The sequence below is a fragment of the Hydrogenophaga sp. 2FB genome (assembly GCF_005503365.1).
In the GTDB taxonomy this organism is placed as follows: domain Bacteria; phylum Pseudomonadota; class Gammaproteobacteria; order Burkholderiales; family Burkholderiaceae_C; genus Hydrogenophaga.
On the sequence record NZ_SCML01000039.1, the window covers coordinates 15,464 to 35,545 of the forward strand.

Below are 20,082 nucleotides of genomic sequence, written 5' to 3' on the forward strand. Positions count from 1 at the left end.
GCTCAATCTGACGCTTCAATCGCGTTTTAGCCCCCCGGTCAGGGGGGTGTGTCACCGACACCCGGGACTTAAGGTTACGCCCATGCATCGACCGTGTGGTCAAGGCGTTCAAACCAGGAGATCCCGTGCAAGTCACTCGCGATGTCTTCCGAGAAGACCATGAAACTTTCCGCGCGACCGTGCGCCGATTTCTCGAGCGCGAATGCGTTCCGCGCCAGGCCGAATGGGATGAGCAAGGGCGCGTGGACCGCGAGACCTGGCTCAAGGCGGGCCGCGAAGGTCTGCTTTGCCTGACCTTGCCCACCGAGTACGGTGGCGGTGGTGGCGACTTCGGCCATGTGGCCGTGATGAGCGAAGAGATCGTGAGCGCCGGTGTCAGCGGCCCGGGCTTCGGGGTGCATTCCGAGATCATCGCGCCCTACATCCTGCGCGTGGGCAACGAAGAACAGAAGCGCCGTTGGCTGCCGGGCGCGGCGAGTGGCGAGAGCATTCTCGCGATCGCCATGAGCGAGCCCGGCACGGGGAGCGACCTCAAGGCGGTGCGCACCACGGCGCGGCGCGAAGGTGACGAGTACGTCATCAACGGCAGCAAGACCTTCATCAGCAACGGCCTGAATGCCGATCTGATCATCCTTGTGTGCAAGACCGATCCCGAGGCCGGTGCCAAGGGCATCAGCCTCATCGTGGTCGAGGCCACGCGCCCAGGCTTCCGCCGTGGCCGCAAGCTGGCCAAGATGGGCATGGCCGCTCAGGACACGGCGGAGCTGTTCTTCGACGACGTTCGCGTGCCCGTGGCCAATCGGTTGGGCGAGGAGGGCAAGGGCTTCACCTACCTCATGGGGGAGCTGCCACAGGAGCGCCTGTGCATCGCGGTGTCGGCGGCGGCGCGCCTTGAGGCTTGCCTGGAGCGCACCCTGAGCTACGTGAAGGACCGCAAGGCCTTCAACCAGACCGTGTGGGATTTCCAGAACACCAGGTTCAAGCTGGCGGACATCAAGGCCCAGGCCGTTGCCGTGCGCCTGATGGTGGATCACTACATCAAGGAACACGCGCGGCGTCGGCTGACGCTGGAGGAAGCGGCCATCGCCAAGCTCTTCTCCACCGAGACGCTGAGCAAGGCGCTGGACGAGATGGTGCAACTGCATGGCGGCTACGGCTACATGCTGGAGTACCCCGTGGCGCGGGCCTTTGTCGACTCGCGTGTCTCGCGCATCTACGGCGGCACCAGCGAAGTCATGCGCGATCTGATCGCACGCAAGCTCTGAGCGCCCATCCCATCACAAACCGAAGGAGACGATCCATGAAGCGAGAAGTCCTGGTGGCCGGTGTCGGCATGATCCAGTTCACCAAGCCGGGCAGCAGCGCCCGCTATGACGAGATGGGCGCGCAGGCCGTGCGACAAGCGCTCAGCGATGCGGGTTTGCAGTACAGCGATGTGCAGCAAGCCTATGCGGGCTACGTGTACGGCGATTCCACCTGCGGCCAGAAGGCGCTCTACCACGTGGGCATGAGCGGCATCCCTGTGCTCAACGTCAACAACAATTGCGCGACCGGTTCGTCGGCCCTGTTCCTGGCCCGCCAGGCCGTGCAAAGCGGCGCGGTGGACTGCGCGCTGGCGGTGGGATTCGAGGAAATGGGGCCGGGTGCGCTCAAGAGCGTGTGGACCGATCGGCCGCGTTCCACCGAGCGCGCTGCGAAGATCACCAACGAGCTGATCGGGCACAACGATCTGCCGGGGGCGATCCGCCAGTTCGGCGGCGCCGGCGAGGCACACATGCGCAAGTACGGCACGCGGCTGGAGACCTTTGCCAAGATCCGCGCGAAGGCCAGTCGCCACGCGGCCAACAACCCCCTGGCGGTGTTCAGGAAGGTGCTCAGCACCGAGGAGGTTCTTGCGGCGCCCATGCTGTGGGATGGCGTGCTCACGCGCCTCATGGCCTGCCCGCCCACCTGCGGTGGTGCGGCGGCCATCGTGGTGTCCGAGGAATTCGCGCGCAAGCGCGGCCTGCGCAGGGATGTGCGGATCGCGGCCCAGGCCATGACGACCGATGCGCCGAGCAGCTTCGACAGCCGCGACATGATCCGGCTGGTGGGTTTCGACATGACGCGTTCCGCGGCGCAGGCCGTGTACGAGCAGGCCGGCATCGGCCCCGAAGACGTGGACGTGATCGAGCTGCACGACTGCTTTGCACAGAACGAATTGCTGAGCTATGAGGGCCTGGGTTTGTGTGCCGAGGGCGAGGGCGAGAAGCTGGTGGAGGCTGGTGACAACACCTATGGTGGCCGCTGGGTGGTCAACCCGTCGGGTGGACTGCTGTCCAAAGGGCATCCGTTGGGTGCGACCGGACTGGCGCAGTGCTACGAACTCACCCATCAACTGCGCGGAACGGCGGACACACGCCAGGTGAACGGCGCCCGGGTGGCGCTGCAGCACAACATTGGCCTGGGTGGCGCGGCAGTCGTGACCCTCTATCAAAAAACCGCCTGAAAACCAGGGAGCCGAATGATGCTTGACAAGACCCGCATCGGAATGACCTTGCCGCTCTTCTCGCGCACCGCGGAGGCGGGGCAGCTGCGCTTCTTCGCCAAGGCCACGGGCGAGACCAACGCCATCTACTTCGACGAAGCGACGGCGCGCGCGGCCGGCCACCCCGGACTGCCGCTGCCCCCGACGTTTCTGCTCTCGCTCGAGATCACGCGTCCCTCGTCCGAGTGGCGCCGCGAGATCGGCATGGATCCGGCGCGCGTGCTGCACGGCGAGCAAAGTTTCACCTACCACCGCACCGCCTATGCGGGCGACGAGCTGTGCTTTGAAAGCCGGATCGCCGACATCTACGACAAGAAGGACGGCGCACTTGATTTCCTGGTGCGCGAAACGCGCGTGACGAACCAGCGTGGCGAGCACGTGGCCGATCTGCGCAGCGTGACCGTGCAACGCAACCGCTGAGAGAACATCCATGCCCACACTCGACTACGACACGCTGCAGGTCGGCGACACGCTGCCGCCCCTGGCCCTGCCGCCCATCAACCGCACCACGCTCGCCCTCTTTGCCGGTGCCTCCGGGGACCACAACCCGATCCATATCGACATCGACTATGCGCGCAAGGCCGGCATGGCCGACGTGTTCGCGCACGGCATGTTGTCGATGGCCTACCTGGGTCGCCTGCTGACCCAATGGGCGGACCAGCGCCACTTGCGGCACTTCGGCGTGCGCTTCGTGGGCATCACGCACCTGGGGCATGTGATCACCTGCACGGGCCGCGTGGTGGAGAAGTTCGAAGCCGATGGCGAGCGGCGCGTGCGGCTCGAGATCCAGACCGCCAACCAGTACGGCGATGCCAAGGTGCTGGGCGATGCGGTGATCGCGTTCTGAGTTCAAACGGAGAAGAGACATGAATCTTCCTCACCAGAACCCGCGGCACGGACTCTCCCGCGCAGTGCTGGCGCTCGCCATGGTCTGCATCACCCCGACGACCGCCTTTGCTCTGGACGTGGCCGATGCCAAGGCCCGTGTGGATGCCCAACTGGACCGCATGTACCCCGCGCTCGATGTGCTCTACAAGGCCTTGCATGCGAAGCCCGAGCTGGCGTTCCAGGAGACCGAGCCCGCGAGCCGGCTGGCCCGGGAGATGCGCGCATCGGGCTTCGAGGTCACCGAAAAAGTGGGCCGAACCGGTGTGGTGGCGATCCTGCGCAACGGTCCCGGTCCGACGGTGATGGTGCGGACCGACATGGATGCCCTGCCCATGGAGGAGAAGACCGGCTTGCCTTATGCCAGCCGACACAAGACCGTGGGCGCGGACGGCAAGGAAACTTTCGTGGCCCACAGCTGCGGCCACGACGTCCACATGGCGGCCTGGGTCGGCACCGCCAGGGCGCTGGCCAGCATGAAGGACCGCTGGCGCGGGACCTTGATGTTCATCGGCCAGCCTGCGGAAGAAGGGAGCGGGGGCGCCAAGGCGATGCTGGCCGATCAGCTGTTCGCGCGGTTCGGCAAGCCGGACCATGGCTTCGCGCTGCACGTGGGTCCGGGTCCGGCCGGCCTGGTCAGTTACCGGGCAGGCGCCAACACCTCCACGTCGGACGCCCTGGAAGTCCGGTTCAATGGTCGTGGCGCGCACGGCTCCAGGCCTTCGGCCTCGATCGATCCGGTGGTGATGGCGTCGCGCTTCGTGATGGACGTGCAAACCGTCATCAGCCGCGAGAAGGACGCCGCGGAGTTCGGTGTCGTGACCATCGGCTCCATCCAGGGTGGCACGGTGGGCAACATCATTCCCGACAGCGTGACCCTGCGCGGCACGATCCGCTCGTACACCGACGCGGTGCGCAAGAAGCTGCACGCCGGCATTCAGCGCACCGCGAAAGCCGTGGCCGAGATGGCTGGCGCACCCGCACCCGACGTGACGATCGGCAGCGGCGCGTCGTCGGTGATCAACGACGAGTCGTTGACGGCGCGCACCGGTGAGGTCTTCAAGGCCGCCTTTGGCGCGAAGGCCCGGCAATTGCCCGAGCCGTCTTCGGGCAGCGAGGACTATTCCGAGTTCGTCATGGCCGGCGTTCCGTCGGTCTATTTCTGGATCGGCAGCACCGATCCGCGCGTGATCGAAGAAGCGAGGGCCGGCGGCAAGCCGGTGCCGAGCAACCACTCGCCGCTGTTTGCGCCGCTGCCGGAGACCTCCATCCGAACCGCCGTGGGCGCCATGAGCCTGGCCGTTCTCAACGCCATGCAATGACGCTGCGGTTCCCGCAACGCAACCCGATCCACCCCTGACTCTCGGCAATTGAAAGGACAAATCCCATGGGAAAACTCGACGGCAAGGTGGCCTTGGTCACCGGTTCCGGCCGCGGCATCGGCCGGGCCATTGCGCTGAAACTGGCGAGCGAAGGCGCGCGACTGGTCGTCAATGACCTGGACGCGGAGCCGGCGCAGGACACGGTGCAGACCATTCGCGATGCGGGTGGCGATGCGGTTGCCTGCGTGGGCAGCGTCACCGCGCCCGACTTCGCCGAGCGCTACATCAAGACCGCGATGGACACCTACAAGGGCATCGACATCATCGTGAACAACGCCGGCTACACCTGGGACGACGTGATCCAGCGCATGACCGACGAGCAGTGGCACGCGATCCTCGACTGCCACATGACCGCGCCGTTCCGCATCCTGCGCGCCGCCCATCCGCACATCAAAGCCCAGGCACAGGCCGATGCGGCGGCGGGCAAGGAGGTGTTTCGCAAGGTCGTGAACATTTCCTCGACCTCGGCGCTCCAAGGCAACGCGGGCCAGATGAACTACTCCTCGGCCAAAGCCGGCGTGGGGGGCATGACGCGCGCGCTCAGCCGCGAATGGGGTCGCTTCAAGGTCAACGTGAACTGCGTGGCGTTCGGACTGATCCTCACGCGCATGACGGAAGCGGCCGCCGACGAGGGGTCGACGATCAACATCGAAGGGCGCGACATCCGCGTCGGCATCAACCCCGAGCGCATGAAGACGGCTGCCCAGCGCATCCCGCTGGGGCGCGCGGGCACGACCGAAGAGGCGGCCGGGGCGGTGTACCTGTTCTGCTCGCCCGAGTCGAACTACATCACCGGCCAGACCGTGACCGTCGCCGGCAGCCCGTAACCCGGCCCTTGAACCACCCCACGCGCAGGCACCCCATGGTGAAGTCGGCCGACAGAGTTTTCGAAATCCTCGAACTTTTCGAGCGCGAGCGGCGTTCGATGAGGGTGGCGGAGATCGCGCAACAACTCAACCTCCCGCAGTCCAGCGTCTCCATGCTGCTCAAGACGCTGGTGGAGCGCGGCTATATGGACTTCGACCCGCAAGGGCGGGGCTTCTGTCCTTCGGTGCGGGTGGCCTTCATGGGCGAGTGGATCGCTCAAGCCCCGGGCCAGAGCCGTTCGCTGCAGGACGCGCTGCACGAGCTGGCCGCGCGCACGGGCGAGAAGGTGCTGCTCGGGCGCCAGAGTGGCCTGTTCGTGCAGTACGTCTCCACGGTCGAACCCGTGGGCGTGCGGCAGCTGCGCGTTCCCCCGGGGACCTTGCGGCCCCTGCACCGCTGCGCCATCGGGATCGTGCTGCTGAGCCAGTTGGAGGACGAGCAGATCCGCCAACTGCTGCACCGCTACAACGCGCTGTGCGCGAAAACGGGGGGCGCGCGCGCCGACATCGAGCGGGCCCTGCGCAGCGCGGAGTCCGCGCGGCGCCAGGGCTACTACGAGTCGGCCGAGCTCGCGACGCCGGGCGCGGGGGCCATCGCGACCTTGCTGCCCACCTGTGTGCGCGGGCAGCGGTTGGCTTTGGGTGTGGCCGCGCCGACGGCGCGTCTTCACCAGCACCGCAGCGGCTTCCTGCCGGCCGTGCTGGCCGCGGCGCGCCTGTGCTGAGCCCTTTCATCTTCGATTCATTCCCTGCGACACATACCATGAACGACACAGAGAACAGCAGCGGCTTCGACTGGGGCGGCGCGGACCCCGGTCGGCCCACGGCGGCACTGGCCGAATGGGTCGCGGCCGCGCCGCGGATGCCGATCCGCGCCAGCGCGCTGGCCTGGGCCAAGCACACCCTGCTGGACTGGACGGCCGTGGCCCTGGCCGGGTCGAGTGACCCCTTGGTACAGATGCTGGTGGACGAGTACGCGTCCGATGGCCAAGGGCCGTGCCAGTTGACGGGACGCTCTTCGAGCGCGCGTGCGCTGGATGCCGCCCTCATCAACGGATGCGCCGGACACGCGCTCGATTTCGACGACGTGTCTTCGCGCATGGCCGGACACCCCACGGTGCCCGTGGCACCGGCGGCGCTGGCCTTGGCCCAGGCGCGCGGCGCCAGCGGCGCCGATCTGCTGCGCGCATTGATCGTGGGCCACGAGGTCGAGGCGCGCATCGGTGAACTGCTGGGCAAGAGCCACTATGCACAGGGCTTTCACACCACCGGCACCATCGGCGCCCTGGGGGCCGCGGCGGCCTGCAGCATGCTACTGGGGCTGGATGCGGCCACGGTGCGGCACGCGCTGGGCCTGGCGGCCACGCAAGCGGCGGGGCTCAAGTGCATGTTCGGCACCATGGCCAAACCCCTGCACGCGGGCAAGGCAGCGATGAACGGCCTGATGGCCGCGCAGCTGGCGGCGCGTGGCTTCACCGCGCACCCGAGCGCGGTCGAATGCGCCCAGGGATTCGCTCGCACGCAGGCCCCGCGACTGAACCTGCGCTGCGACGCCATCGACACGGACAACGGCTTTGCGATCGAGAGCACCCTGTTCAAGTACCACGCCGCGTGTTACCTCACCCATGGCGTGATCGAGGCCACGCGCCGCGCCCGGCAGCGCCACGGGCTGGCGCTCGATGGCATGGCCGAGATGGCGCTGATGGTGTCCGAGGGGCACCGGGGCGTCTGCGACATCGCCGAACCCGAGACCGGCCTGCACCTGAAGTTTGCCATCCAGCACCTGGCCGCGCTGGCCCTGGACGGCGCCGACACCGCATCGCTGGCGCTCTACAGCGACCGCACGGCCTGCGATCAGCGGCATGTGGAGGCGCGCCGGCGCGTCGTGCTGCACACCTCGGCCGATCGCCGCCGGCACCACGCCACCGTGCGGATCCGCATGCGCGATGGCCGCGAGTTCCACGAGGACGCGGACGTCGGCGCGCCGGCCTGCGACCTGCGCACGCAATGGGAACGCCTGGAAGCCAAGGTCCATGCGATTGCCACGCCCGTCATCGGCGCGCAGCGCGTGCGCCAACTCGTCGCGGCCATCGATGCGCTGGACCGCGCCCCCTCATTGCAACCCTATCTGGAAGCCACCGCATGAAAACTGCACAAGAAACCGTCGAGCGATTGCACCGCGAGGCCACGCTCTGGCCGCGCTCGAACCGCTACGAGGACTTCGAACCGGGCCAACGCTTCGTCCACCACTGGGGACGCACGGTGACGGAGGCGGACAACGCGCTCTTCAGCACGCTCACGCTGCACTACAACCCGCACTACACCAACGCGGACTTCGCGGCCGCGCATGGGCACCCGCACACGCTGGTCAACCCCCTGCTGGTGTTCAACACGGTGTTCGGCCTGAGCGTGGAGGACCTGTCGGAAGGCGGAGGGCCGTTCCTCGGCGTGGACGACCTGAAGTACCTGGAGCCGGTGTACCCGGGTGACACGCTGTACGCGCGCTCGGAGGTCACGGGTTGCCGGTTGGCCAGCAACCGACCCGGCTACGGCATCGTGACCTGGCACACCCAGGGCACCAACCAACGTGGGGAGACGGTCGTCACCTACACGCGTTCCAACCTGATCAAACAAAGGGGATGAATATGTCGCAAGACGGAATGGGCTACATGACGCCGGAGCGTCAGATGATTCGCGACGCCGCGCGCGAATTCACCATGAAGGAAGTGCTGCCGCTGGCCAACGAACTCGATGGACCCGATGGCGAGATACCGATGTCGCTGCGCGACAAGATGGTGGAGATGGGTTACTTCGGCATCACCATCCCCACCGAATACGGTGGCATGGGCATGGGCGTTTTCGAGTACTGCCTGGTGGCCGAGCAACTGGCGCGCGGCTGGATGTCGGTGGCGTCGATCATGGCGCGCGCGCAGGGCGGCTGGATCAAGAGCTGCATGCCCCACGAGCTGCGCGCCAAGTACCTGCCGCGCGTGGTGCGCGGGGAGTTCCTCAACGGCACGGCCCTGTCCGAGCCCGACACGGGATCGGACCTGGCGTCGATCTCCTGCCGCGCGGTGCGCGACGGGGACGACTGGCTGCTCACCGGCAACAAGTACTGGTGCACCTTCGCGGACGGCGCCGACTACCTGCTGATCTTCGCGCGCACCGCGCCGCCGCCGAGCGCGGAGCGGCGCGGCGACGGCATCTCCTGCTTCCTGGTGGAGAAGGAGCGCGGCAGCTTTCCGCGCGGGATGACGGGTTCTCCGATTCCGAAGATCGGCTACTTCGGCTGGAAGACCTTCGAGCTCGCGCTGGACGGCGTACGGGTGCCCAAGGAAGCCTTGTTGGGCGAGGAGGGCAAGGCGTTCCCGATGATGGGGCGCGGACTGGAGACCGCGCGCGCCCACACCGCCGCACGCGCCATCGGGCTGGCGCAGGGTGCGCTGGAGGATGCGATTGCCTACGCGGGCGAGCGCCGGCAGTTCGGCATGCCCATCGCGGAGTACCAGGCGATCCGTTTCAAGATCGCCACCATGGCCACCGAAGTCGAGGCCGCGCGGCAGCTGATGTACTACGTGTGCAACGAGATCGACCTGGGCCGCCGCTGCGACAAGGAGGCTTCCATGGCCAAGTACTTCGCCTCGGAGATGGCCGAACGCGTGACCTCGGAGGCCATGCAGATCTTCGGCGGTGCGGGCTACACCAAGCTGTTCCCGGTCGAGCGCTACTGGCGCGACGCACGGTTGACCAAGATCTTCGAGGGCACCTCGGAGATCCAGCAGCGCATCATCGCCACCAACTTGCTGGGCAAGTCGGAAGTGGAGTCCATGATCGCCGAGCGGGCCTTCGAGAAGCAGGCCAGGAAGAAGGTGGGGGTGAGCGCATGAAGGCCCACGAACTCACCAGCGCCAACAACTACTTCGAAGACTTCGAGGTCGGGCAGCTCATGCGCCACGCCCGTGGCAAGACCGTGACCGAGATGGACAACGTGCTGATCACCAACATGGTGATGAACACGGCCGACGGCCATTTCAACGAGCACGGCATACGCCAGTCCGGCGGGCTGTTCAGCCAGCGGGTGGTGTTCGGCGGGGTCAACCTCTCGATGGTGATCGGGCTGGCCGCGCAGGACACGGCCGAGCAATGCCTGCGCGAGCTCGCCCTCGACAAGATCCGGCTCACCTCGCCGGTCTTTCATGGCGACACGCTCTACGCCTTCACCGAGGTGCTGGCGAAACAGGATGCCGACCGGGACGATGCCGGGGTGGTGACCTTTCGCCACTATGGTGTGAACCAGGACGACAAGCTGTGCGTGGAGGCCGAACGCACGGTGCTGCTCAAACGCAAGAGCGCGTGGGCGCAGCGATGAGTACGGCGGCGCCTTCGCCCGGGGCCCTGGAGGGTCTGGTCGTGCTGGACCTGACCCGCATGCTGGCGGGTCCTTACGCGACCATGATGCTGGCGGACCAGGGCGCGCGGGTCATCAAGATCGAGCCGCCGGGCGGAGACCAGACGCGGCGCAACGGCCCCCACCTGGAGGGCGCGCTGGCAATGGACCAGGGTGGCTTCGGCGCCTACTTCGCTTCGGTGAACCGCAACAAGCAGTCGCTCGTGCTCGATCTCAAGCACCCCGAGGGCAAGGCCGCGCTGCTGCGGCTGGTGCGCGAGGCGGACGTGCTGGTCGAGAACTACCGGGCCGGGGTCATGGACAAGCTCGGCTTGGGCTACCAGACTTTGGCCGAGGTGAATCCGCGCCTGGTGTATGGCGCGCTTCGCGGCTTCGGCGACCCCGCGGGCGGTGCCAGCCCCTACACCCATTGGCCCGCCTACGATCCCGTGGCCCAGGCCATGGGCGGGATCATGGGCATCACCGGGCCCACGCCAGGAGGCGCGCCGACCAAGATCGGTCCGGGCGTCGGCGACATCCTGCCGGCGATGTTCATGGCCTACGGCCTCGTGGCGGCGTGCCTGCGCGCCCAGCGGACCGGCCGCGGCCAGATGGTGGACGTGGCGATGGTCGACAGCGTGCTCGCGGTGTGCGAGCGCATCGTCTACCAGCACAGCGTGACCGGCGAGTGCCCCGCGCCCGAGGGCAATGGCCATCCCCTGCTGTGCCCGTTCGGGCTCTTTCCCGCGCGGGACGGCCACGTGAGCCTGGGGGTGCCCAACGACCGCTTCTGGGTGCCTTTCGTTCAGTTGATGGGGCGCCCTGAACTTGCGCAGGACAAACGCTACGCCACCAACGAGGCGCGCATGGCGCATCGCGGGGAGGTTGAGGCGCTGGTCGGCGAATGGACCGCGCGCCACACCAAGCAGGAACTGGCGGACTTGCTGGGCGGGCGCATTCCGTTCGGCCCGGTGCTCGGGGCGGCGGACATTTTTGCCGATGCGCACTTTCGCGCGCGGGGCATGCTGGTGGACACCGAGCAGCCCGGCGCCTCGCGGCCACTCACGTTGGCCGGCACGCCCGTGCGCATGACGGACACACCCGGTGGCGTGCGCACGCGCGCCCCGCTGACAGGCGAGCACAGCGCGCAGGTGCTGGACTCGCTCGGCTTCACCGCGACCGAGGTCGCTGCGCTGCAGGCGTGTGGCGCCGTGCATTGATTTTTGAAACCCCTCGAATCAGGAGATATTCCCCATGCAAACACAGGAAAAACCCAAGCGGCTGCGCCGCTGCCAGCTGTCGGTCCCCGGATCGAGCCCGAAGATGATGGCCAAGGCCGCGGGCCTGGGCGTGGACTTTGTCTTTCTGGACCTGGAGGACGCCGTCGCGCCATCGGAGAAACGGCCCGCGCGCGCCAAGATCGTGGAGGCGCTCAACACGCTTGACTGGGGGCGCACCACGCGCTGCGTGCGCATCAACGACCTGACGACAGAGTACGCCTACGAGGACATCATCGAAGTGGTGGAAGGCGCGCGCGAGAACCTCGACGTGATCATGCTGCCCAAGGCCATGAGCGCGTCCGACGTGCAGTTCGTGGACAAGCTGCTGTCCATGATGGAAAAGAAGCTGGGCCTGCGCAAGCGCATCGGCATCGACGTGTTGGTCGAAGAGGTCGAGGCCATGATGCGGGTCGAGGAGATTGCCGCTTCAACGCCTCGGCTGGAATGCCTGATCTTCGGCATGGGCGACTACTCGGCCAGCCAGGGCGTGTCCATCCGCGACATCGGTGGACCTACTGGGTATCCCGGCGATGTCTGGCACTACCAGCGGCACAAGATGACCATCGCCTGTCGCGCCAACCGCATCGATGCGGTCGACGGGCCTTATGGCAATTTCAACAACCCCGAAGGTTATGCGGAGGAGTGTCGGCGCGCCATGATCCTGGGAATGGTCGGCAAATGGGCCATTCATCCTTCCCAGGTGGAGATCGCGCAGCAACGCTTCTCGCCCTTGTCGGCCGAGGTCGAGCAAGCGCGCAACATGGTCAAGGCGTATGACGAAGCGCTGGCCCAGGGGTTGGGCGCCGTGCAGTACGAAGGCAAGATGATCGACATCGCCTCGGTGCGTGTCGTGCGCAACCTGCTCGCGCGGGCCGATCTGATCGGCATGTAAGGGCGGTAAACAACCGATGCGCAGCATGTCGCGCCGCAGTCGCGCGACTCAGGAGACAAGATGAAGACACCGTTCCCATCGCCGCCAGCACGCGGCGACATCTCTCGGCGACACGTGCTCGGCGCCACGCTGGGTGCCATGGGGTCCTGCTTGTGGAGTGGACCTTCCGCCGCACAAGGCTGGCCCACGCGGCCGATCCGGATCGTGGCGGCGCAGGCGCCAGGATCGTCCAACGACACGACAGCGCGTGCGCTGGCCGAGTACCTCGGCGCTCGATTGGGTGGGTCCGTGGTGGTGGAGAACCGCCCGGGCGGCATCGGCATGATTGCCGCCGACCATGTTGCACGCGCGGCGCCGGACGGCCACACGCTTCTTTTCGCGCTGCACAGCCAATTGGCACAGGCGCCGGTGCTGCTCAAGAAAGTGCCTCTGGACCCCGCCAGGGATCTGGTGCCGATCGCCGGGTTCGGTACGGGTGTGGCACCGATGGTGGTGAAGAAGGACCTGCCGGTGCGCAACCTGCGCGAACTGATCGCGCTTGCGCGACAGCGACCGGTGAGTGTGGGCAACTTCAGCATCGGATCGGCCTGGCAGTTGATGATGAAGCAATTGCAAAAACAAACGGGCGGGCAGTTCGACATCATCACCTACAAGGGCACGGGGCCGATGATCATGGACTTGCTGGCGGGCAACATCGACGTGGGTGCCGGCTCGCTGGCCGGGCTGAGCCCGGGCATTCAGCGCGGCGCGCTGCGCCCGATACTCGTCATCACCGGCGAGCGGGCCGAGGCGTTGCTGCCGGGGGTGCCGACCTGGGCCGACGAGGGCATCACGGGCAAGGCTTTCGGCAGTCTGCGCGAGTGCAACATGCTGCTCGGACCCGTGGGGCTGAACGAAGGCATCGCCGCTCGCCTGGCCATGCTCGCGCGGGAGAGCGCGACGCAGTCCGAGAGCATGAAACGGGTTCTGGCCCAGTTGGGCGCTGACCGTCCGCCATGGGTGGGCGCCGACCTCAGGGCTTTCATCCAGGACGTCTGGCCCGCCTACCAGTCGATGACGCGCGAACAGGGATTGACCGCGGAGTAGCCGCGCGACGGCGCAACACCTCCCTTGTGGAGAAAGGAACCCGATGAGCATCAAGAGACGCGCCTGCATTGCGGGCGCTTACGAACACCCCCTCCGGCTGGCGCCGGACAAGACGGTGGCCCAGCTGCATGCGGAGTGCGCCAAGGGCGCGCTCGAGGACGCGGGCCTCACGCTGCAGGATGTGGATGGCTACTTCTGCGCGGGCGACGCGCCGGGGCTGGGCGCCGTCAACATGGTGGACTACCTGGGACTGCAAGCGCGCCACGTGGACTCGACGGAGACGGGCGGATCGTCCTACCTGGTGCATGTTTCCCACGCCGCACAGGCGATTGCGGCCGGGAAGTGCAATGTCGCGTTGATCACCCTGGCGGGACGGCCACGCAGCGAGGGCTCCAGTGGACTGGTTCCACGGGCCTCCAGCGCCGCCACACCCGACGTGCCCTACGAGCTGCCCTACGGCCCGCTCACACTCAACATGTACGCGATGGTGGCGGCGCGCCATATGCACGAGTTCGGCACCACCAGCGAGCAACTGGCGTGGATCAAGGTGGCGGCGGCGGCGCACGCGCAGCACAACCCCCATGCCATGTTGCGCGCACCCGTGACGGTTGAGGACGTCATGAACTCTCCGCTGCTGTCGGACCCCCTGCGCCGCCATGACTGTTGCGTGGTGAGCGACGGCGGTGGCGCGCTGCTCGTGGTGCGCCCCGAGATCGCGCGCTCGCTCAAGCGGCCGGTGGTGCAGGTGCTGGGCGCGGGCGAAGCGGTCAAGGGGCAGCGCAACGGCCAGGTGGACCTGAGCTACTCCGGTGCGGTGGTTTCCGGCCCACTGGCTTTCGAGGAGGCTGGCGTCAAGCCGTCCGACATCCAGTACGCGTCGATCTACGACAGCTTCACCATCACCGTGCTGATGCAGCTGGAGGATCTGGGCTTCTGCAAGAAGGGCGAGGGCGGTCGCTTTGTCGCCGATGGCAACCTGATCTCTGGCGTCGGCAAGCTGCCTTTCAACACCGATGGCGGCGGCCTGTGCAACAACCACCCGGCCAACCGGGGCGGCATCACCAAGGTGATCGAGGCCGTGCGGCAGTTGCGCGGCGAGGCGCACCCGAAGGTCCAGGTTCCCAACTGCACGCTGGCGCTGGCGCAAGGAACCGGTGGGCAACTGGGTTCCCGCCACGGCAGCGCGACCCTGATTCTTGAACGAGAGGCCTGAACCATGACCACCATTTTCCAGGACCGTCCCTTGAAGGCCCCGATGGTTGACGCCGCCACCGAAGCCTTCTGGCGCGGCGCGGCCGAGGGCCGATTGCTCATCAAGCAGTGCACGGCTTGTGGCAAGCCCCACTGGTACCCGCGCTCCCTGTGTCCCTACTGCATGTCCGAGCGCCTCGAGTGGCGACCGAGTGCGGGCCTCGGCACGATCTACAGCGTCAGCGTCACGCGCCGCGCGGGGCCAACGCCCTACGCCATTGCCTACGTGCGCCTGGATGAAGAGGTGACGCTGCTGACCAACATCGTCGATTGCGACCTGGACAGCCTGCGCATCGGCGACCGCGTCAAGCTGTGCTTCAAGCCGGCCGAGGACGGCCAGCCGATCCCGATGTTCACGCCGGACTGACGCGTCCGTCGCAGGTGACGCAACAACGCCCCTCGCCGGAAACGGCGAGGGGCGTTGTTGTTGAGGGAGGATGGAACGGGGCCGTCCGCCTGGCGGCACGGCCCGATGACGCTCAGTCCAGCTTGACCTTGGCGCGCTGGATGATCGCGGCCCAGCGTGGCCGGTCGCGTTCCAGCATCGCCGCCATCTCCTCCGGGGTGCTGCCCATGGGGCGCGAGCCGTTCTCGGCGAAGTAGCTCAGCAACTCGGGGCTGTGGATCTGGGCGGCGATGGCCTGTGAGAGCTGCTTGATGATGGGGGCCGGCGTGCCGGCGGCCACGAAGATCGCCGCGAAGCCGTTGGCCTCGAAGCCGGGGTAGCCCTGCTCGCCCAGCGTGCGCAGCTTCGGCAGCGCGGGGTAGGGGTTGGTGCCGGCGTTGGCCAGGTAACGCAGCTTCTCGTTCTTCAGCTGGCCCTTCGCGGTGGAGCCGTCGACGAAGGCGGCATCGATCTGACCGCCAGCGAGGTCGGCCATCGCCGGCGCCGCGCCCTTGTAGGGCACATGGAGAACGTCGATGCCGGTGCTCATCTTGAGCCACTCGATGTTGAGGTGCGAGGTGGTGCCGTTGCCATAGGAGGCGATGGACAACTGGCCCGGCTTGCTCTTGGCCAGCGCGACGAATTCGGCCACGGTGTTCACACCCAGCTTCGAGGAGGCAATGAAGACGTCCGCGCCCTGTCCCAGGATCGAGACCGGCGCGAGGTCGCGCGCGAAGTCCACCGGCAGCGACGACATCAGCAGCGGCAGCTGGAGGGTGGACGTGAAACCCAGGTACAGCGTGTGACCGTCCCGCGGTGAGGACAGAACCGACTGGGCCGCGATGATGCCCGAACCACCAGGGCGGTTGTCGACCACGATGGACTGACCCAGCGCGGTGCCGAGGCCGACGGACAACTTGCGCGCCAGGAGATCGGTCGCACCGCCGGGAGGGGCTGGAACGATCAGGCGCAGGGGCTTGCTGGGGAACGTTGCCTGCGCGTGCGTGAACAACGGCGCCAGGGATGCCGCAGCGGAAAGCGCGGACAGCAACAGCGCGCGGCGGTGGATGGTGGGCATGGCTTGTCTCTCCTGGTTGAATCAGTTGGGTTGTGTCTGAAACGGTGTGCCGCCGAGCTCCTGCTCCTGGAGCTCGCGCCACGCGATCTTTCCGGTGGCCGATTTGGGCAGGCGGGGCACGATGTCGATCAGCCGGGGGGCCTTGTAGCTGGCCATGTGCTCCCGGCACCAGCCCAGGAGCTGCTCAGGGGTGTCTGTGCTGCCGGGCTTGAGTGCGACCACGGCCTTGACGGTTTCGCCGCGGTGGTCGCTGCGGGCAGCGATCACGCAGGCTTCAAGAATCGCGGGATGGCCGTTGAGCACGCTTTCGATCTCTGCGGGCCACACCTTGTAGCCCGAGGCATTGATCATTCGCTTGAGGCGGTCGCGCATGAACAGGTAGCCGTCTTCGTCCGCGCTGGCCAGATCGCCCGTGCGAAAAAAGCGCTTGCCATCGATGACCACGAAGGCCTCCGCGTTCGCCGCGGCGTTGTTCCAGTAGCCCAGCATCACCTGCGCGCCGTGGACGACGATCTCGCCCACTTCGCCCGCGGCCACGGGTGACAAGGTCTCAGGGTCCACCAGCCGGGCATCCACGCCGAAGGTGGGCACGCCCAGGCAGTTCCGCTTGGGGCGGTGCAGTGGATTGACACACAGGAAGGAGGCCGATTCGGTCATGCCGTAGCCTTCGATGTACTCAAGGCCGTAGCGGGTCTTGAGCATGTCGACGATGGCCTGCGGCGTGGCGGCGCCGCCTCCGGTGGCCAGGGTCACGCTGCTCAGGTCCAGTTCATCCGCGCCTGGCTGAGCGAAGAAGTCCACCAGCATCGTGGGCAGAGCACCCCACAGCGTGACGCGGTGGCGCTGGATCAGGGTGGCGGCGGTTTCACGGTCCCAGCGCGGCATCATGACCACGGTGCCGCCCGCGTAGATCACCGCGTTGATGCCCTGCAGGCCCAGCAAGTGGAACAGGGGAGCGGCCGAGAGGATCGTGGTTTCGGCGTTCGTGCGGCGCCACAGCGCGGACCCCACGGACGAGGTCATGACCGTGCGGTGGGTGTGCACGCAAGCCTTGGGCGCGCCAGTGGTGCCCGAGGTGTAGGGCAGCATGCAGAGATCGTCGGGGCCTGCCAGCGCCGCCGCGGGAACGCGGTTCTGCGCCCGCGCGGTGTCCCAGCGCTCGCAGCCCTGCGGCAGCTGCCCCGGGTCGGCGCGCTGGCGCACCCACTCCGGCACCTTCAGGCCGGCGTCGTCATCGCCCAAGGCATCCCCATAGGCATGCACGAGCACATGCCTCAGCGCGGTCTTTCCGAGCAACGGGGCGATCTGGGGCAGCAGCTCCTGGGCGGCGAAGGCCGCCACGGCGCCGCTGTCGCTCAGGATGTGCTCGACCTCGTCCGTGAGCAGCATCGCATTGATGGGCACGAAAACCGCATCGGCGCGCAGGATGGCCAGGTAGGCGATGACGAACTGCGGACAGTTCTGGCTGAACACGGCCACACGATCGCCGCGCCGAACACCGCCAACCTGTTGCAAATGACCGGCCATGGCGTCCACATCGGCCAGCAGTTGTGCGTAGGACAGTGCTCGGCCGAAGAACTGGATGGCTGTCTTGTCGGGAAAGCGCCGGGCGGAGACCTCCAGGTTGTAGGCCACGGTGGTGGCGGGAATATGGACCTGGCGCGGCAAGCCCTGGCGCGCGTGCTTCGGGTCCAGCGTCAACGCGCCAACAGGCCTCTCGATCACGCCCTCGGGCGTGGGGTAGGGGTGGGGAATGGTCATGGTTGTCTCCGATGTATTTGTTCTGGTCATGCCCCGTTGGTTCAGAAGCTCACGTCGCCCTCGAGCAGCCGCCGCGCGATGGTCCGGCGCTGGATCTCGGAGGTGCCATCCGGAATGCGCAGCGTGCGCGCCCAGCGGTAGGCGGTTTCCAGCCGCAGTTCGTTGGTCAGTCCCATGCCACCGTGGATCTGCATGCAGCGATCGATGACGCGCCCCACCATCTCGGTGGCCGAGGCCTTGACCATCGACACTTCCTTGACGGGCGAGCGTCCCTGGTCCACCAACCAGGCGCAATGCTGGATCATCGACTTGGCCGCATAGATGTCCATCGCGCACTCGGCGAGCATGATCTGCACGGCCTGGTGCTCGGCAATGGGACGGCCGAAGGTCTTGCGGACCTTGGCGTAGGCCAGCGCCTGATCCAGCCCCCAGCGTGCGATGCCGACGCAGGAGGCCGCCATGCCGAGCCGTCCGGCATTCACACCATCGAGCGCGACCGAGAGCCCCTGGTCGACGGGGCCCAGGCGGTGGCTGTCGGGCACGCGCACCTGGTCGAGCGTGACGATGCCGATCTCCGCGCCCTGGTGACCCATGATCGGAATGAGGCTGGGCACCGAGAAACCCGGTGTGCTGGTGGGCACGAAGAAGCCGGTGATGCCCCCGCGGTGGGTGCGCAGCTTCTCCTCGTCCGTGACGGCGAAGACCATCGCGTAGTCCGCATACGGGGCGTTCGTGATCCATTGCTTGGTGCCGCTGATCACCCAGTGATCACCGTCGCGCGTGGCGCGTGTGCGCGTGCCGAAAACATCCGAGCCAGCGTCGGGCTCGCTCAGGCAGAAGCACATCGTCTTCTCGCCGCTGGCGAGGCTGTCGCGGTAGATCTCCAGCACGTCCTGGCGCAGGTGCCGAAGCACCGGCGAGAGGCCGTTCGTGAACGAGGAGGGCAGCACCACGGTGTGTACCAGATGCCGCTTCGGCCCGGTATGCGCATTGAGTTGCTCTTGCACGTAGACGGCCGCCTGTGCGCCCATGCCGCCACCGCCGAGCGATTCGGCGGCCAGTGCGGTGTAGAAGCCGAGCTCGGCCGATCGCATGCGGACCTGTTTGCGCAGCGCCAGCACCGCATCGGTGTAGCGGCCGTTGGCGTCGTACAGGTTGCGCTCATGGTCCAGCAGTGCGCGGTGTTCGTGTTCGAGTGGCGCGACCTCGCGGTCGATGAAGCGGATCAGCGAATCCGAGAAGCTGACCCATTCGCCGGGGACGGTGAAATCCATGGCCCGGCCTCCTTAGATGGGGTCCCACGCGAAGACCGCGCGCGAGCCCTCGAGTGGGACGAAGGAAGGCGCGAACGCCGGCTTCATGTGCTCTTCCAGCGCTTGAGGCGTCCAGCCCTCGCCGCGGTGCAGGGAACGCACCGGGCGCGGTTGGCTCATCAGGAAGACCTCGTTGCGGCGCACCGCGAAGATCTGGCCGCTGATGCCGGCCGCGCGGTCGCTGGACAGGAAGACGGCCATGGGGGCGACGGTCTCGGGTGTCATGGTCTTGGCCTTGGCCAGGCGTGCGGCCTGGTCCGGTGTCTCCGGGATCGAGCCGACCATGCGGCTCCAGGCGAAGGGCGCGATGCAGTTGGAACGGATGTTGTGGCGCGCCATGTCCATCGCAATGGAGCGGGAGAGGCCCGCAATACCCAGCTTTGCTGCGGCGTAGTTGGCCTGTCCCACGCTGCCGATCAGCCCCGAGGTGGACGTCATGTGCACAAAGCTGCCGCTTTGCTGTTGGCGGAAGTGGGCGACTGCCGCGTGGCTCACGTTGAAACTGCCGAACAGATGCACGCGCAGCACCGCCTCGAAGTCCTCGTGCGACAGCTGGTGGAATATGTGGTCGCGCAGGATGCCCGCATTGTTGACAACGCAGTCGATCCGCCCGAAGGAATCGATGGCGGCTTCGACGATGCGGTCGGCGCCCGCACGCTCGGCGACACTGTCGCGGCTGACCACGGCGGCGCCGCCTTCGGCGCGGATCGTGTCGACGAGTTCCTGTGCGGGGTCCTCCGCGGACGCCTGGCCGTCCACCATGGCGCCCACATCGTTGACCACGACGCTGGCACCGTGACGGGCCATCAGAAGCGCAATCTCCCGGCCTATCCCACGGCCCGCGCCGGTCACCACGGCAACTTTGCCGGCCAATACCCGTTCTTCATCCTTCACATTCGTTCTCCTAAAGTAGTGAGACAGGATCACCGCGCAAGAGCGATGAACCACCACCGCAAGTACAGCAAAGCATGCCCGGGGTCGCACCCCCC

20 protein-coding genes are annotated in these 20,082 nt (G+C 67.0%); 16 read left to right on the forward strand and 4 right to left on the reverse strand.

The annotated features are described in order from the left end of the window. The first annotated feature begins 125 nt into the window (after nucleotides 1-125). The 16 genes from FFS09_RS20830 (at nucleotide 126) to FFS09_RS20905 (ending at nucleotide 14,923) form a co-directional block, all read left to right on the forward strand. The gene (locus tag FFS09_RS20830; RefSeq protein WP_137920824.1) at nucleotides 126-1,265 is read left to right on the forward strand and encodes an acyl-CoA dehydrogenase family protein; all 1,140 of its coding nucleotides are present in this window, start codon (nucleotides 126-128) and stop codon (nucleotides 1,263-1,265) included. A gap of 35 nt (nucleotides 1,266-1,300) precedes the next feature. Then, nucleotides 1,301-2,488, forward strand: coding sequence for a lipid-transfer protein (locus FFS09_RS20835; RefSeq protein WP_137920825.1), 1,188 nt, complete (start codon nucleotides 1,301-1,303; stop codon nucleotides 2,486-2,488). Between the two features lie 18 nt (nucleotides 2,489-2,506). Then, on the forward strand, nucleotides 2,507-2,947 hold the full coding sequence (locus FFS09_RS20840) for a MaoC family dehydratase N-terminal domain-containing protein (RefSeq protein WP_137920826.1): 441 nt from the start codon (nucleotides 2,507-2,509) through the stop codon (nucleotides 2,945-2,947). Nucleotides 2,948-2,957: 10 nt separating this feature from the next. Next, complete coding sequence (locus FFS09_RS20845) at nucleotides 2,958-3,374, forward strand: MaoC family dehydratase (protein ID WP_137920827.1); 417 nt, start codon at nucleotides 2,958-2,960, stop codon at nucleotides 3,372-3,374. A gap of 19 nt (nucleotides 3,375-3,393) precedes the next feature. Continuing rightward, a complete protein-coding gene (locus FFS09_RS20850; RefSeq protein WP_171020119.1) occupies nucleotides 3,394-4,734 on the forward strand; it encodes an amidohydrolase in 1,341 nt (446 codons plus the stop codon). A 65-nt stretch (nucleotides 4,735-4,799) separates the two neighbouring features. Then, the gene (locus FFS09_RS20855) at nucleotides 4,800-5,621 is read left to right on the forward strand and encodes an SDR family NAD(P)-dependent oxidoreductase (protein ID WP_137920828.1); all 822 of its coding nucleotides are present in this window, start codon (nucleotides 4,800-4,802) and stop codon (nucleotides 5,619-5,621) included. A gap of 8 nt (nucleotides 5,622-5,629) precedes the next feature. Next, nucleotides 5,630-6,385 (forward strand): IclR family transcriptional regulator, encoded by a 756-nt coding sequence (locus FFS09_RS20860; RefSeq protein ID WP_252374459.1) that lies wholly within the window; start codon nucleotides 5,630-5,632, stop codon nucleotides 6,383-6,385. 38 nt (nucleotides 6,386-6,423) lie between these two features. Next, nucleotides 6,424-7,806 carry an MmgE/PrpD family protein gene (locus tag FFS09_RS20865; protein WP_137920829.1) on the forward strand — a complete coding sequence of 461 codons (1,383 nt, stop codon included), beginning with the start codon at nucleotides 6,424-6,426 and terminating at the stop codon, nucleotides 7,804-7,806. Further along, nucleotides 7,803-8,303: a MaoC family dehydratase gene (locus FFS09_RS20870; protein ID WP_137920830.1), complete on the forward strand. Its 501-nt coding sequence runs from the start codon at nucleotides 7,803-7,805 to the stop codon at nucleotides 8,301-8,303. Before FFS09_RS20865 ends, FFS09_RS20870 begins: the two co-directional genes overlap by 4 nt. A gap of 17 nt (nucleotides 8,304-8,320) precedes the next feature. Further along, the gene (locus FFS09_RS20875; protein WP_212745134.1) at nucleotides 8,321-9,547 is read left to right on the forward strand and encodes an acyl-CoA dehydrogenase family protein; all 1,227 of its coding nucleotides are present in this window, start codon (nucleotides 8,321-8,323) and stop codon (nucleotides 9,545-9,547) included. Next, nucleotides 9,544-10,029, forward strand: coding sequence for a MaoC family dehydratase (locus FFS09_RS20880; RefSeq protein ID WP_137920832.1), 486 nt, complete (start codon nucleotides 9,544-9,546; stop codon nucleotides 10,027-10,029). The genes FFS09_RS20875 and FFS09_RS20880 overlap by 4 nt, the downstream gene beginning before the upstream one ends. After that, complete coding sequence (locus FFS09_RS20885) at nucleotides 10,026-11,267, forward strand: CaiB/BaiF CoA transferase family protein (RefSeq protein ID WP_137920833.1); 1,242 nt, start codon at nucleotides 10,026-10,028, stop codon at nucleotides 11,265-11,267. The genes FFS09_RS20880 and FFS09_RS20885 overlap by 4 nt, the downstream gene beginning before the upstream one ends. Before the next feature lie 34 nt (nucleotides 11,268-11,301). Beyond that, nucleotides 11,302-12,219: an HpcH/HpaI aldolase/citrate lyase family protein gene (locus FFS09_RS20890; protein ID WP_137920834.1), complete on the forward strand. Its 918-nt coding sequence runs from the start codon at nucleotides 11,302-11,304 to the stop codon at nucleotides 12,217-12,219. Between the two features lie 60 nt (nucleotides 12,220-12,279). Next, complete coding sequence (locus FFS09_RS20895; RefSeq protein ID WP_137920835.1) at nucleotides 12,280-13,305, forward strand: Bug family tripartite tricarboxylate transporter substrate binding protein; 1,026 nt, start codon at nucleotides 12,280-12,282, stop codon at nucleotides 13,303-13,305. A gap of 43 nt (nucleotides 13,306-13,348) precedes the next feature. Further along, a complete protein-coding gene (locus FFS09_RS20900) occupies nucleotides 13,349-14,518 on the forward strand; it encodes a thiolase family protein (protein WP_137920836.1) in 1,170 nt (389 codons plus the stop codon). Between the two features lie 3 nt (nucleotides 14,519-14,521). Further along, entirely contained in the window at nucleotides 14,522-14,923 is a 402-nt protein-coding gene (locus FFS09_RS20905; RefSeq protein ID WP_137920837.1) for a Zn-ribbon domain-containing OB-fold protein, read from the forward strand. Between the two features lie 112 nt (nucleotides 14,924-15,035). Here FFS09_RS20905 and FFS09_RS20910 read toward each other — a convergent pair whose 3' ends face one another. From FFS09_RS20910 to FFS09_RS20925, 4 genes are read right to left on the reverse strand one after another with little or no spacing between them, the layout of a single operon-like run. Further along, the gene (locus tag FFS09_RS20910; protein ID WP_137920838.1) at nucleotides 15,036-16,019 is read right to left on the reverse strand and encodes a Bug family tripartite tricarboxylate transporter substrate binding protein; all 984 of its coding nucleotides are present in this window, start codon (nucleotides 16,017-16,019) and stop codon (nucleotides 15,036-15,038) included. A gap of 21 nt (nucleotides 16,020-16,040) precedes the next feature. Then, the gene (locus FFS09_RS20915; RefSeq protein WP_137920839.1) at nucleotides 16,041-17,780 is read right to left on the reverse strand and encodes a long-chain-fatty-acid--CoA ligase; all 1,740 of its coding nucleotides are present in this window, start codon (nucleotides 17,778-17,780) and stop codon (nucleotides 16,041-16,043) included. Between the two features lie 41 nt (nucleotides 17,781-17,821). Further along, nucleotides 17,822-19,054 (reverse strand): acyl-CoA dehydrogenase family protein, encoded by a 1,233-nt coding sequence (locus tag FFS09_RS20920; protein ID WP_137920840.1) that lies wholly within the window; start codon nucleotides 19,052-19,054, stop codon nucleotides 17,822-17,824. Between the two features lie 12 nt (nucleotides 19,055-19,066). Beyond that, entirely contained in the window at nucleotides 19,067-19,987 is a 921-nt protein-coding gene (locus tag FFS09_RS20925) for an SDR family NAD(P)-dependent oxidoreductase (protein WP_137920841.1), read from the reverse strand. Between the last annotated feature and the right edge of the window lie 95 nt (nucleotides 19,988-20,082).

Bases quoted from the DNA above. Each gene is read 5' to 3' on its own strand.
- FFS09_RS20840 (WP_137920826.1), top strand. From the start codon at position 2,507: ATGCTTGACAAGACCCGCATCGGAATGACCTTGCCGCTCTTCTCGCGC.
- FFS09_RS20875 (WP_212745134.1), top strand. From the start codon at position 8,321: ATGGGCTACATGACGCCGGAGCGTCAGATGATTCGCGACGCCGCGCGC.
- FFS09_RS20900 (WP_137920836.1), top strand. From the start codon at position 13,349: ATGAGCATCAAGAGACGCGCCTGCATTGCGGGCGCTTACGAACACCCC.
- FFS09_RS20835 (WP_137920825.1), top strand. From the start codon at position 1,301: ATGAAGCGAGAAGTCCTGGTGGCCGGTGTCGGCATGATCCAGTTCACC.
- FFS09_RS20885 (WP_137920833.1), top strand. From the start codon at position 10,026: ATGAGTACGGCGGCGCCTTCGCCCGGGGCCCTGGAGGGTCTGGTCGTG.
- FFS09_RS20880 (WP_137920832.1), top strand. From the start codon at position 9,544: ATGAAGGCCCACGAACTCACCAGCGCCAACAACTACTTCGAAGACTTC.
- FFS09_RS20915 (WP_137920839.1), bottom strand. From the start codon at position 17,780: ATGACCATTCCCCACCCCTACCCCACGCCCGAGGGCGTGATCGAGAGG.
- FFS09_RS20850 (WP_171020119.1), top strand. From the start codon at position 3,394: ATGAATCTTCCTCACCAGAACCCGCGGCACGGACTCTCCCGCGCAGTG.
- FFS09_RS20865 (WP_137920829.1), top strand. From the start codon at position 6,424: ATGAACGACACAGAGAACAGCAGCGGCTTCGACTGGGGCGGCGCGGAC.
- FFS09_RS20855 (WP_137920828.1), top strand. From the start codon at position 4,800: ATGGGAAAACTCGACGGCAAGGTGGCCTTGGTCACCGGTTCCGGCCGC.
- FFS09_RS20910 (WP_137920838.1), bottom strand. From the start codon at position 16,019: ATGCCCACCATCCACCGCCGCGCGCTGTTGCTGTCCGCGCTTTCCGCT.
- FFS09_RS20845 (WP_137920827.1), top strand. From the start codon at position 2,958: ATGCCCACACTCGACTACGACACGCTGCAGGTCGGCGACACGCTGCCG.
- FFS09_RS20870 (WP_137920830.1), top strand. From the start codon at position 7,803: ATGAAAACTGCACAAGAAACCGTCGAGCGATTGCACCGCGAGGCCACG.
- FFS09_RS20895 (WP_137920835.1), top strand. From the start codon at position 12,280: ATGAAGACACCGTTCCCATCGCCGCCAGCACGCGGCGACATCTCTCGG.
- FFS09_RS20920 (WP_137920840.1), bottom strand. From the start codon at position 19,054: ATGGATTTCACCGTCCCCGGCGAATGGGTCAGCTTCTCGGATTCGCTG.
- FFS09_RS20890 (WP_137920834.1), top strand. From the start codon at position 11,302: ATGCAAACACAGGAAAAACCCAAGCGGCTGCGCCGCTGCCAGCTGTCG.
- FFS09_RS20905 (WP_137920837.1), top strand. From the start codon at position 14,522: ATGACCACCATTTTCCAGGACCGTCCCTTGAAGGCCCCGATGGTTGAC.